An 11,893-nucleotide genomic window follows, 5' to 3' on the forward strand; every position below is an offset into this window, starting at 1 on the left:
TTTGTCGTCCCCCCCTGTACGGCCGGGTCCCGGGATCTCCTCGCCTCGGATCAGCCCGGCGAGTGGTTCTTGGGCGCCTGATAGGCCTCGCCCTGCGCCCGCATCGCCGCGACGACGCGATCGCCGACGAAGGGATTGGACCGCCGCTCCGCGCCGAAGGTCGACATCGGGCCGTGGCCGGGCACGAAGCGGACGTCGTCGCCCAGCGGCCAGAGCTTGCCGGTGATCGCGTCGATCAGATCCTGATGGTTGCCGAGGGGGAAATCGGTCCGGCCGATCGAGCCCTGGAACAGCACGTCGCCGACCTGGGCGAACTTGGTCTCGCGGTGGAAGAACACCACGTGGCCGGGCGTGTGGCCGGGGCAGTGGAAGACCTCGAATTCGGTCTCGCCCAGAGTGACGGTGTCGCCGTCCTTGAGCCAGCGGTCGGTGACGAAGATGCGCGCCTCGGGCATGCCGTACATCTCGCCGGACTGCTGGATGCGGTCGATCCAGAACTGGTCGTCCTCGTGCGGGCCTTCGATGGGGACGCCGGCGCGGGCCTTCAGCTCGGCCGCGCCGCCGGCGTGGTCCATGTGGCCGTGGGTGATCCAGATCTTCTCCAGGGTCAGGCCCTTGTCGGCGATCGCCTTCAAGAGGCGGTCGACCTCGCCGCCCGGATCGATCACGGCGGCCTTCATCGTCTTGGCGCACCAGACGATCGTGCAGTTCTGCTGCAGCGGCGTGACCGGGGCGATGACGGCGCCGATCGGCATGGCCTGGCTCATGAGCGGGCTCCAAGGAAAAAGGGCGGGAGCCGAAGCGCCCGCCCTTCCGACCTAGCGGCTATCGGCCGAAGATCAAGAACGCTCTTCCGTCGAACCCGGCGCCGGCGCGCCCGGCATCGGGGCGACGCCGGTGGCCGGAGCGTTCGGATCGAGCTCCGGCACGTCCACCACGCCCTTGCGCACGTTCGACTGCCAGAAGCCGTAGACGAAGTAGAACAGCAGCCCGATCGCGGTCCAGACGTAGAACACCGTCTTGGATTCCTTGCCGAGGCTCAGGAACAGCACCACGCAGCCGATGATCGACAGCGGCGCCACCACGAACAGCAGCGGCGTCCGGAACGGGCGCGCGCGGTTCTTGTCGGTGAAGCGCAGGATCATCACGCCCAGCGACACCGCCGCGAAGGCGAACAGCGTGCCCGAGTTTGAGTAGTCCGCCAGCTGGCCGACCGGCAGGAACGCCGCGGCGACCGCGACGGCCACGCCGGTGATCAGGGTGATGATCCACGGCGTCTTGAACTTGGCGTGGACGGCGCTGAGGCCCTTGGGCAGCAGGCCGTCGCGCGCCATCACGAAGAAGATGCGGGTCTGGCCGTACATCATCAGCAGCACGACCGAGGGCAGGGCGATCGTCGCCGCCAGGCCCACCGTGTAGCCGGCCAGCGGGTGGCCGACCTCGCGCAGGACGTGAGCCAGAGCCTCCTTCGAGCAGACCAGCGGCGCGTGCGCGCTGGTGCAGGCGGCGCTGGCGTAGAGGGCGGGCGAGCCGTCGGCGAAAGGCAGGCCGGTCGCCGGGTCGACCAGCGGCTGGGCGCCGAACGAACCGATCACGCCGCCCGCGACCAGCAGGTAGAAGATCGTGCAGATCAGCAGGCTGGCGATCAGGCCGATCGGAACGTTGCGTTGCGGGTTCTTGGTTTCCTCGGCCGCCGTCGAGACGGCGTCGAAGCCGACATAGGCGAAGAAGATCGAAGCGGCCGCGCCCAGCACGCCGGTGCCCGACGACCCCAGCGGATTGCCCCAGCCGCGGGGCGTGAAGGGGTGGAAGTTCGCGCCGTGACCCAGGGCGATCGGCAGGGTGATGATCACGAACAGCGACAGGGCCGCGACCTTCACGGCCACCAGGATCGCATTGAAATTGGCGCTTTCCTTGGTGCCCAGGATCAGCAGGGCGGTCACGACCGCCGTGATCACCACGGCGGGCAGGTTGACCACGCCGCCGACCTCGCCGCCTTGGATGAAGCCGCCGATGGAGATCTTCGGGCCGACCGTCAAGGCATGGGGTATGTGTACGCCTATGGCGTCGAGGAAGCCCACGATGTGGCCGGACCAGCCGACCGCGACGGCGCTGGCGCCCAGCGCGTATTCAAGGATCAGCGCCCAACCGACCAGCCAGGCGACCACCTCGCCCATGACCGCGTACGAATAGGTATAGGCCGAGCCGGCGACCGGCACCATCGAGGCGAGTTCGGAGTAGCAGAGCGCGGCGACCGCGCAGACCAGACCGGCGATGATGAACGAGATCATCATGCCGGGGCCGGCTTTTTGAGCGGCGGTGGCGGTCAGGACGAAGATGCCCGTGCCGATCACCGCGCCGATTCCCAGCAGCGTCAGCTGGACGGGACCTAGCGAGCGGTGCAGGGATTTTTTCTCAGCCGTCGCCAGGATCGCATCAAGCGATTTTACGCGCCACATAGTTCCTCCTCGATAGGCAAGACTCCCCCCGGGGGTCGCCTTTAGAAAATTTTGCGGACCGTGACCCTTTTATGAGCATGGGGTCAAGGCCAACTGGTGAATGGGCGTAAATGTTCTCCGGAGGCGCGGCGCGTCCAGTCCTCCTTGGCGACGCGGCCCCGCGCCGGTAAAGCGGGCGCGATGTTGCCCATTTTCGAGGCCATGCCGGCGCTGAAAGACGCCTTGAGCGCGCGGGAGAGCGCCGTTCTCGTCGCGCCGCCCGGCGCGGGCAAGACCACGGCGGTCCCGCTGGCCCTGCTGCACCAGCCTTGGGCGGCCGGCCGCAAGATCATCGTGCTGGAGCCCCGGCGCCTGGCCGCGCGCGCCGCCGCCGCGCGCATGGCCGCCAATCTGGGCGAGAGCGTCGGCGACACGGTCGGCTTCCGGGTCCGCCTCCAGTCCAAGGTCTCGGCCAGGACGCGGATCGAGGTCGTCACCGAGGGCGTCTTCACGCGGATGATTCTGGACGATCCGGGGCTGGACGGCGTCGCCGCCGTGCTGTTCGACGAGTTCCACGAGCGCAGCCTCGACGCCGACCTTGGCCTGGCCTTCGCGCGCGACGCGCAGGGGCTGCTGCGCGACGACCTGCGCCTCCTGGTCATGTCGGCGACCCTGGACGGCGCGCGCGTCTCGGCCCTGCTTGGCGAGGCGCCGGTCGTCGAGAGCCAGGGGCGGATGTTCCCCGTCGACACCCGCTATCTCGGGCGCGACGAGCGCCAGCGGCTGGAGGAACGCGTCGGCCGCGCGGTCGAGCGGGCGCTGGCCGAGGAGACCGGTTCGATCCTGGTGTTCCTGCCGGGCCAGGGCGAGATCCGCCGCGCCGAAAGCTGGCTGAACGAGCGCCTGCGCCGGCCGGAGGTCGACATCGCGCCGCTCTATGGCGCCTTGGAGCCCGCCGCCCAGGACCGCGCCATCTCGCCCGCGTCGGCGGGGCGTCGCAAGGTGGTGTTGGCCACCTCGATCGCGGAGACCAGTCTGACCATCGAGGGCGTGCGGGTGGTGATCGACGCCGGCCTGGCGCGCGTGCCGCGCTATGACCCCGCCTCGGGCATCACGCGGCTGGAGACGGTGCGCGTCAGCCGCGCCGCCGCCGACCAGCGCCGGGGCCGCGCCGGCCGCGTCGAGCCCGGCGTCTGCTATCGTCTGTGGGACGAGCCGGAGACCCGCTCGCTGCCCGCCTTCGCGCGGCCGGAGATCCTGGAGGCGGACCTGTCGCGCCTGGCGCTCGACTTGGCCCGCTGGGGCGCGCGCGATCCCTCGGGCCTGACCTTCCTGGATCCGCCGCCGGCCGCCGCCTTCGCCGAGGCGCGCGCCTTGCTGACCCGCGTCCAGGCGCTCGACGCCCAGGGCGACCTGACCGCCCACGGCCGGGCCCTGGCCGACATGCCGCTGCCGCCGCGCCTGGCCCACATGGTCGTGCGCGCCGCCGCCTCGGGCCAGGCGCGCGAGGCCGCCGAGATCGCCGCCGTCCTGACCGAGCAGGGCTTGGGCGGCAGGGATGTCGACCTGCGCCGGCGGCTGGAGAACCTGCACCGCGACCGCTCGCCGAGGGGACGCGACGCCATGGCCTTGGTCGAGCGCTGGGCCCGCGCGGCCGGCCGGGGGGCCGGCGCCAAGACCTTGGAGATCGGCGCGATGCTGGCCGAGGCCTATCCGGAGCGTGTGGCCAAGGCGCGCGGCAAGCCCGGCGAGTTCCAGCTGGCCGGCGGGCGCGGGGTCTATCTGGAGCCGACCGATCCCCTGGCGCGCGAGCCCTGGCTGGCCGTCGGCGAACTGGGCGGCGGCGAGGCCCGCGACCGCATCCTCCTGGCCGCCGCCGTCGACGAGGCCGATCTGCGCGAGACCTTCGCCGACCGGCTGGTGGCCGAGGATCGGCTGGAAACGTCGGGCGGCAAGGTCCGCGCCAAGCGGCTGCTGCGCCTGGGTAGACTCGTGCTCGAGGAGCGGCTGATCGACAGTCCCGATCCGGCCATGATCTCCGGCGCGCTGCTGGACCAGGTCCGCGCCGAGGGTCTCTCGGCGCTGCGCCTGGGCGAGCGGGGCAGGGCGCTGCTGGATCGCGTGGCGTTCCTGCACGAAGTCGATGGCGAGGAATGGCCCGACCTGTCCGAGCCCGCCCTGATCGCGAGGCTGGACGAGTGGCTAGAGCCGCTGCTGGCCGGCCGCTCGTCGCTGGCGAGCCTGGACGAGGGGACCTTGCATGACGCCCTGAAGACGCTGGTGCCCTGGGACCTGCAGCGGAAGATGGACGCGCTGCTGCCCGCCCGCTTCGAGGCGCCGACCGGCAACACCTTCGCCATCGACTATTCCGCTGAAGGGGGACCGCGCGTCGAGGTGCGGGTCGGCGAACTCTATGGCCTGGCCGAACATCCCAGCGTGGCCGGCGGTAAGGTGCCGCTGACGCTCGCGCTGCTCTCGCCCGCCCACCGCCCGATCCAGATCACCAAGGACCTGCCGCGCTTCTGGAAAGGCTCGTGGCGCGAGGTGAAGGTCGAGATGAAGGGCCGCTATCCGAGGCATGTCTGGCCGGATGATCCGGCCAGCGCCGCGCCGGTGACAAGAGCGAAGCCTCGGGGGACTTGAGGTGGAAGGGAGGTCTTTGCTCATCAGCGGATCTTTAAATCCTCCGTCATTCCCGCCCTTGTGGCGGGAACCTCTCTCTACGCCGCAGGTGCGGGAGGGGCGGACCGCTAAGCAGTCCGCTGGTGTCTCACGTGTGAGCTGAACCAGGGGTTCCCGCCACGAGGGCGGGAATGACGGTTGGTATGGGAGCGGTGCAGCGCCGACTTACGCCTGTGCCGCCGCTCGCGCGCTACCCGGTCACCGTATAGATCATGATGCCCGTGGCCACCGACAGGTTCAGGCTGTCCGCCCGGCCGCGCATCGGGATCTTCACATTCACATCGCACGCCGCCGCCAGCTCCGGCGGCAGGCCCTGTTGCTCGTTGCCCATCAGGATCAGCGAGGGCTTCACATAGTCGGCGGACTTGTGGTCGACGGTGGCGGTCAGCAGGGTGCCCACCACGCTGCCGGGCCAGGTCTCGCGCCAGGCCAGGAACTCCGGGATCGTGGCCTTGGCTATCTTCACCGCGAAGATCGAGCCCATGGTCGCGCGGACGCCCTCGACCGAATAGGGGTCGACGCAGTCGCCGACCAGGATCACCCCGCCGCAGCCGGCCGCATCGGCGGTGCGGATGACGGTGCCGAGGTTGCCGGGGTCGCGGACGGCCTGCATGGCCACCCAGCAAGGCGCGCTTTCGGGAACGATCGCCGACAGCGGCGTGAACACCTGCCTGAACACCGCGACCACGGCCTGCGGGTTGTCGCGGCGCGAGACCTTCTCGAGGATCTCGCGATTGACCTCGATGACTTCGCCGCCGGCCTTCAGGCACGCGGCGACGGCCTTCTTCAGCATCGGATGGTCGGCGGCGTCGGGGCCGTACATGACGATCTTGGGCGCGTGGCCGCAGTCGATCGCCTCGATGACGATCTTCAGGCCCTCGGCCAGGAACAGGCCGCTCTCCTCGCGCTCCTTGCGCATGTGCAGGGCGCGGACCGCCTTGACTGTGTTGTTGGTCAGGGAGGTGACGGTCTTGGTGTTCATGTCGCTTAGCCCTCCCCAGAAACATCAGAAGACCAGCGCGCGAAGAACGACAGGCCGATCTGGCGGTCGCCCCTTTCCTCGACCAAGGCCAGTTCGCCCCAGTCGATGACGCCACCGCGCCCCTGAAGCTCCTGCGCTAGCAGACCCGACATCGCCGCGCCCGAAACCCGCGCGGCATAGGCGTTCATCAGCAGGAAGGAGGCGTCGTCCGACAGCAGCGTCGCGCAGTCCTTGGTCAGGGCGGCCAGGTCTTCGAACAGGCGCCAGACCTCGCCGTCGGCGCCGCGGCCGAACTTCGGCGGGTCCAGGATGATCCCGTCATAGCGGTTGCCGCGCCGCACCTCGCGGGCCACGAACTTGCGGGCGTCCTCGACGATCCAGCGGATCGGCTTGTCGGCCAGGCCGGCGAAGGCGGCGTTCTCGCGCGCGAAGCCCACCGACTTCTTGGAGGCGTCGACATGGGTGACGGCCGCGCCGGCGGCGGCGCAGACCAGCGAGGCGACGCCGGTATAGCCGAACAGATTCAGGATCTTGGGCTGGCCCTCTGAGGCCTTGTTGAAGGCGCGGACCCGTTCGTCCTGCCACGCCCAGTTGGCCGCCTGCTCGGGGAAGAAGGCCAGGTGCCGGAAGGGCGTGAACTGGCCGTGGAACTTGGCCTGGCCCCAGGCCAGGTCGAACTTCTCGATCGGCTTGCCCTTGAAGCGCCAGCGGCCGGCCTCGTCCTCGTCGGTGGGATCGAAGACGGCGTCGGCGTTCTCCCACACCCTCTGGTCCAGGCGCGGCTTCCAGAAGCACTGCGGCTCGGGCCGCACCACGGTGTAGCGGCCGTAGCGCTCCAGCTTCTTGCCGTCGCCGCTGTCCAGCAGGGCGTAGTCGGCCCAGCCGGGGGTGCGCATGACGATGGGGGCGGGGGCGATCTTCGGGGCCATCGCCCGCCCATACCGCCTTAGGGCGCCGGGCGTCCAGAGCGCGGGGCGTGCAGCGTCTTGTCCCAGCGGTGCGGGGCGGTGACGAATTGATAGAGGGCCTTGGCGGCCGCCAAGCTCTGCAGGATCCAGTAGCCGGCCATGCCGAACAGGTGCAGCGCCTTCGGCTGGCCGCCGGCGCGGACCATGCCGCGCGCGCCGGCCACGACCGCCGAGCCCCAGCCCAGGCCGTAGAGCATCAGATCCCAGATCGGGATCTCGAACCGGCCGTCCGGCACGTAGTCGATCGCCGCCAGGCCTATGGCCACAGCCATCACCGGCCCGTGCAGGTGCGACGACGCCACCGACTGCGCCAGCGTCAGGATCAGGGCGACGGCGTTGCGCGGCTGGCGCGGAATCTGGCCGCGCGCGTGGACGGCCAGGGTCTGCATGTGGCCCTTGATCCAGCGGGCGCGTTGCGGAAACCACTGGGCCGAGGTGGTCGGGGCGGTCTCCCAGGTGGGCCGGCCGATCACGCCCAGCCGATAGCCCGCGGCGGCGAGCCGGAAGCCGACGTCCGCGTCCTCGGTCACGTTGTAGGCGTCCCACGCGCCGACCTTTCTCAAGGCGGCCGTCTTGAAGTGATTGCTGGTGCCGCCCAGCGGGAAGGCCAGCCCCCAGCGGGCCAGGGCCAGCAGCAGCACCTCGAAGTGGGCGGCGTATTCCAACCGGAACTGCGAGGGCAGGAAGAGCGGGAAGGCCGGCTCCTCGATCCGCAGCGGCGCTTGCAGGCAGGCCAGGCGCGGATCCGAGGCGGCGAAGCGCGCGGCGGCCTCGCGCAGCTGACCGGGGTCGGGCATGTCCTCGGCGTCGTAGATGACGACGAGGTCGCCGCGCGCCCGCTCCAGCGCGAAATTGCACGCGCGCGGCTTGGTCTTCGGCGTCCCCGGCGGGGCGATCAGCACTTGCACGAAGGTCGGCAGGCGAAGGCGGCGAACCGCCGCCAGGGTGGTCTCGTCGTCGGCCTCCAGCACGATCAGCGCCTGGAGTCGCTCGCGCGGGTAGTCGATCGCCGAAAGGCTCGCGACCAGTTCGGCGACGACCTCGGCCTCCCGGTAAAGCGGCACGATGATCGTGTAGGCGGGGAGCGCCTCTTCGTCGAGCGGCGGCGGCTCGGCGGCCGGCAACGGCGTGCAGGCCGCGGCCAGCCGCGTGACCCCGCCCAGCAGGAACACGGCGAAGAACGCGTGGTGCGCCACGATCAGCGCGCCCGTCGGATCCAGCGCGACGCCGATGGCGGCCAGCAGGCCGCTGATGGCCACCGTCGCCGCCTGGGCCTGGCTCAGGGTCTGGTGCGCGCCGTCGCGGCTCGCCGCCGCGCCCCACGGCGCGTCCCGTTCGATCGCCGCGGGTCCGACCGCCGGCGCGATCGCCGGTTCAAGTCGTCTGTCTTCGCGCGCCATGGATGGCTCCCGATCCGCCGCTCGCCCCAACGGCGGCAGATAACGGAATCACAACCGAAGGGTGTCAATAGCCAAAAATGCGCGTTTTACGCTTGCGCCTCGCGCGCGCGAGCCTGAATTCTCCTGCCACGCACGTTCTTGCGACGGCTGAGTGATTCCCGTTTAGTGTCGGGCGGGGGAAATGAAGGGGAAGCCAGGTTCGTGAGCGTCGCACTGAAAAAGCCTCAGAAGTCAGCCAGAAAACCCAAGGGCGACGGGCACTTGCGACGGGGCGAGATCCTGGCCGCGGCCGAGCGGATCTTCATCGCCGAGGGCTATTCCGGCGCGACGATCCGCAAGATCGCCGACGCCGTCGGGGTCTCGTCGACCGCGCTCTACATGCACTTTCGAGACAAGGATCAAATTCTGCTCGAGATCAGCAACGACGCCATCGAGCGCTTGCTGGAGCTGAACACCCAGATCGCCTCGCGGCCCATCGACCCGGTCTCGCGCGTCCGGCTGATGCTGGAGGCGTACATGCGGTTCGCCCTCGACAACCCCAACACCTACCAGCTCGTCTTCTGCACGACCGGCGATCACATCTCGTCGGACAAGGTCGGCGACACCATGGCCCTGGGCGATCGCTGCTTCGAGAAGTTCAGCGAACCCGTCCATCAGATCGCCGCCCAGGGGCGCCTCCGCTCCGGCTCCGCGGTCCAGGCGGCCGAGGTGCTGTGGAGCGGCTGTCACGGCCTCGTCTCGCTGCTGATCACCAAGCCGTCGCGCACCTGGTCGGACGCCGAGGGGCTGATGAAGGTCATGCTGGACGGCCTTCTGCACGGCCTGGTGACGGACTGACGGCGTGAGTGCGGCCAGGGTCTTGCGCGCCCTCGCGGCGGCGCTGGCGTTCGCGCCGGTCTCGGCCGCGGCCGCGCCGCGCGTGATGTCGCTGGACTCCTGCGCCGACCAATACGTGCTGGCGCTGGCCCCGCGCCAGACCATCGTCGGCCTCTCGTATCGCGCGGTGGCGGCCGACAGCTATATGCGCGCTTCGGCCGGGGGCCTGCCGCTTCGGCGCGCGACCTTCGAAACGCTCGTGGCCGCCAAGCCGGACGTGGTCGTGCGCCTATGGGGCGGCGACGCGCGGCTGGTCCGGGCCTTGGACCACAAGGGCGTGCTGACCGTCACGCTCGACGACGCCAGCGATTTCAACGGCTTGCGCGCCAATGTCCGCAAGGTGGCGGCCGCGCTGAACCGTCGGCCGCAGGGCGAGGCGCTGGTCGCGCGGATGGACGCGCAACTCACCCAAGCGGCCGGGGCGGGACGAGGGCGGCCTGCGCTCTATCTGACGCCGGGCGGCTTCACGACGGGCTCCGGGACGCTGATCGACGCCCTGCTGAAAGCGGCGGGCTATGCGAACGCGGCCAAGGGCGCGTCCTACGCCCCGGTCTCGCTGGAGGGGCTCGTGATGGCGCCGCCAGCGGCGGTGGTGCTGGGCCTGTTCGATCTGGCGCGCGCCGGGGCCGACCGCTGGGGGCCCGGCCGTCACGCCGCGCTCCAGGCCGCGATCCGCGACCGCACCGTCGCCTCCATGCCGGCCAAGCTGGTCGGCTGCCCCGGCTGGTTCGCCGCCGAGGGCGCCCTGGATCTGGCCAAGGCGTCGCGATGAGCCTTCCTCGCCTTTGCCTCGCGATGATCCTGGCCCTGAGCGGCGTCGCGGTCGTCGCCATTTGCCTGGGAGAGACACCGCTTACCCTGGCGCAGTACGCCCAGGCGCTCGCGCACCCGGCCTCGCCGCCGGGCGAGGTGCTGTGGAGCATCCGCGCGCCCCGCGTCCTCGTCGCGGCCCTGGTCGGCGCGGCGCTGGGCCTTTCGGGCGCGACCATGCAAGGCCTGCTGCGCAACCCGCTCGCCGATCCCGGCGTACTGGGCGTCTCCGCCGTCTCCGGCCTGGGCGCGGCGCTGGCCATTTCCATGGGCCTGGCGGTTCTGCCGGGCGCGATCGAGCTCGCGGCCCTGGCGGGCGCCTTGGTCGCTGGCGCGCTGGTCGTCGTTCTGGCCGCGCGGTTCCGCGAGCCCGAGGCGCTGATCCTGTTCGGCGTGGCGCTGTCGGCGCTGGGCGGCGCGCTGACCGCCCTGGTCTTCAACCTCTCGCCCTCGCCGGTGGCGACGGCCGAGGTGATGGCCTGGCTGATGGGCTCGGTGCAGAACCGCGACGCGCTCGACGCCTTGCGCGCCCTGGTTCCGATGACGATCGGCGCGATCCTCTGCGCGCGCGCGGGCCGGGGCCTTCGCATGCTGACCCTCGGCGAGGAGGTCGCTCGGATGTCGGGCCTGCCGATGGCCAGGCTTCGGGTCCAGGCCGTCGCCGGCTCGGCGCTGCTGACCGGCGCGGCCGTCGCGGCGGCGGGGGTGATCGGCTTCGTGGGCCTCGCCGCGCCGCACCTGGTTCGCGCGCTGGTGCGGGACGATCCCAAGCGCCTCCTCTGGCCCTCGGCCCTGGCCGGCGCGCTGTTGCTGGTGCTGGCCGACCTCGCGGCGCGTGTGATCCCGACCGAGCAGGAGCTGAAGCTCGGCGTGGTCACGGCCCTGTTCGGCGCCCCGGCCTTCGCCCTGCTGGCCTGGCGCGCCTCGCGGAGCTGGCGGTCATGAGCGCGCCCTGGGTCCTCAGCGAGGTCGCGACGCGGCACGGCGCGAACACCGTGCTGAACGGCGCGTCGCTGACCGTCGCCGCTGGCGAGGTGGTGGGGGTGGTCGGGCCGAACGGCGCCGGCAAGACCAGCCTGCTGCGCGCGGGACTTGGCCTCCTGCCGCTCGCCGCCGGGGAGGCGAGACTGGCGGGCATGAGCGTGGCGACCCTGACGCCGGGGGCGCGCGCCCGTCTCGCCGGTTACCTGCCGCAGGACCGCCGCGTCGCCTGGAACCTGCCGGCCCGCATGATCGCCGCGCTGGGCGCCGCCGACCTCGCCGAGGACGCCGCCGACGCGCGGGCCCTGGACGCTCTGGCGCGCGTCGGCGCTGATCATCTCGCCGACCGAGGCGCGCTGGACATGTCCGGCGGCGAGCGGGCCCGGGTGCTGCTGGCGCGCCTCTTGGCGACGCGCGCGCCGCTGCTGATCGCCGACGAGCCGGTGGCGGGGCTCGATCCCGACGCCCAGCTCCTGACCCTGGACCTGCTGCGCGCCGAGGCCGCCAAGGGCGCGGCCGTGGTGGCGACCCTGCACGACCTTGGCTTGGCCGCCCGGTGCTGCGACCGGATCATCGTCCTCAGCCATGGCCGCATCGTCGCCGAGGGCCCGCCCCGCGAGGCGCTGTCGCGCTTCATCCTCAGCCATGTCTTCCGACTGGACGGCGAGTTGGTGGAGACCAGCGCCGGACCCGTGCTGGCCGCGCGACGGATCTAGCCTCGGGCGGCGAAACCTCGCGCCTAGACAAGCTCGGGAT

General features: G+C 71.1%; 10 protein-coding genes. 5 read left to right on the forward strand and 5 right to left on the reverse strand.

All coding sequences use genetic code 11. The features are described 5' to 3' along the window. Positions 1-50 precede the first annotated feature (50 nt). Together Q0V34_RS03845 and Q0V34_RS03850 are read right to left on the reverse strand one after the other, a co-directional pair. Entirely contained in the window at positions 51-767 is a 717-nt protein-coding gene (locus Q0V34_RS03845; RefSeq protein ID WP_297507973.1) for an MBL fold metallo-hydrolase, read from the reverse strand. Positions 768-839: 72 nt separating this feature from the next. Continuing rightward, complete coding sequence (locus Q0V34_RS03850; protein ID WP_297507976.1) at positions 840-2,459, reverse strand: amino acid permease; 1,620 nt, start codon at positions 2,457-2,459, stop codon at positions 840-842. 180 nt (positions 2,460-2,639) lie between these two features. Here Q0V34_RS03850 and hrpB point away from each other — a divergent pair, with 180 nt between their 5' ends. Beyond that, on the forward strand, positions 2,640-5,081 hold the full coding sequence (gene hrpB, locus Q0V34_RS03855) for an ATP-dependent helicase HrpB (RefSeq protein ID WP_297507979.1): 2,442 nt from the start codon (positions 2,640-2,642) through the stop codon (positions 5,079-5,081). Between the two features lie 229 nt (positions 5,082-5,310). On the opposite strand, the gene Q0V34_RS03860 is transcribed toward hrpB, so the two are convergent. The 3 genes from Q0V34_RS03860 to Q0V34_RS03870 are packed head-to-tail and all read right to left on the reverse strand — an operon-like array spanning position 5,311 to position 8,470. After that, the gene (locus Q0V34_RS03860; RefSeq protein ID WP_297507982.1) at positions 5,311-6,102 is read right to left on the reverse strand and encodes an RNA methyltransferase; all 792 of its coding nucleotides are present in this window, start codon (positions 6,100-6,102) and stop codon (positions 5,311-5,313) included. A gap of 5 nt (positions 6,103-6,107) precedes the next feature. Beyond that, entirely contained in the window at positions 6,108-7,031 is a 924-nt protein-coding gene (locus Q0V34_RS03865; RefSeq protein WP_297507985.1) for a class I SAM-dependent methyltransferase, read from the reverse strand. A gap of 17 nt (positions 7,032-7,048) precedes the next feature. Continuing rightward, a complete protein-coding gene (locus Q0V34_RS03870) occupies positions 7,049-8,470 on the reverse strand; it encodes a glycosyltransferase (protein ID WP_297507988.1) in 1,422 nt (473 codons plus the stop codon). 201 nt (positions 8,471-8,671) lie between these two features. Between Q0V34_RS03870 and Q0V34_RS03875 the strand changes: the two genes are divergently transcribed. Genes Q0V34_RS03875 through Q0V34_RS03890 form a run of 4 tightly spaced genes read left to right on the forward strand, consistent with a single transcriptional unit; the run spans position 8,672 to position 11,853 of the window. Next, entirely contained in the window at positions 8,672-9,307 is a 636-nt protein-coding gene (locus Q0V34_RS03875; protein ID WP_297507991.1) for a TetR/AcrR family transcriptional regulator, read from the forward strand. A gap of 4 nt (positions 9,308-9,311) precedes the next feature. Then, positions 9,312-10,118 carry an ABC transporter substrate-binding protein gene (locus Q0V34_RS03880; protein ID WP_297507994.1) on the forward strand — a complete coding sequence of 269 codons (807 nt, stop codon included), beginning with the start codon at positions 9,312-9,314 and terminating at the stop codon, positions 10,116-10,118. Beyond that, a complete protein-coding gene (locus Q0V34_RS03885; protein WP_297508396.1) occupies positions 10,061-11,101 on the forward strand; it encodes an iron ABC transporter permease in 1,041 nt (346 codons plus the stop codon). The genes Q0V34_RS03880 and Q0V34_RS03885 overlap by 58 nt, the downstream gene beginning before the upstream one ends. Beyond that, entirely contained in the window at positions 11,098-11,853 is a 756-nt protein-coding gene (locus Q0V34_RS03890; RefSeq protein ID WP_297507998.1) for an ABC transporter ATP-binding protein, read from the forward strand. Before Q0V34_RS03885 ends, Q0V34_RS03890 begins: the two co-directional genes overlap by 4 nt. Positions 11,854-11,893 lie beyond the last annotated feature (40 nt).

The sequence above is a fragment of the uncultured Caulobacter sp. genome, assembly GCF_947036865.1.
Taxonomy (GTDB): domain Bacteria; phylum Pseudomonadota; class Alphaproteobacteria; order Caulobacterales; family Caulobacteraceae; genus Caulobacter.

Coding starts and splice junctions, on each gene's coding strand:
- Q0V34_RS03845 (WP_297507973.1), bottom strand. CDS start 767: ATGAGCCAGGCCATGCCGATCGGCGCCGTCATCGCCCCGGTCACGCCG.
- Q0V34_RS03850 (WP_297507976.1), bottom strand. CDS start 2,459: ATGTGGCGCGTAAAATCGCTTGATGCGATCCTGGCGACGGCTGAGAAA.
- Q0V34_RS03860 (WP_297507982.1), bottom strand. CDS start 6,102: ATGAACACCAAGACCGTCACCTCCCTGACCAACAACACAGTCAAGGCG.
- Q0V34_RS03890 (WP_297507998.1), top strand. CDS start 11,098: ATGAGCGCGCCCTGGGTCCTCAGCGAGGTCGCGACGCGGCACGGCGCG.
- hrpB (WP_297507979.1), top strand. CDS start 2,640: ATGTTGCCCATTTTCGAGGCCATGCCGGCGCTGAAAGACGCCTTGAGC.
- Q0V34_RS03870 (WP_297507988.1), bottom strand. CDS start 8,470: ATGGCGCGCGAAGACAGACGACTTGAACCGGCGATCGCGCCGGCGGTC.
- Q0V34_RS03865 (WP_297507985.1), bottom strand. CDS start 7,031: ATGGCCCCGAAGATCGCCCCCGCCCCCATCGTCATGCGCACCCCCGGC.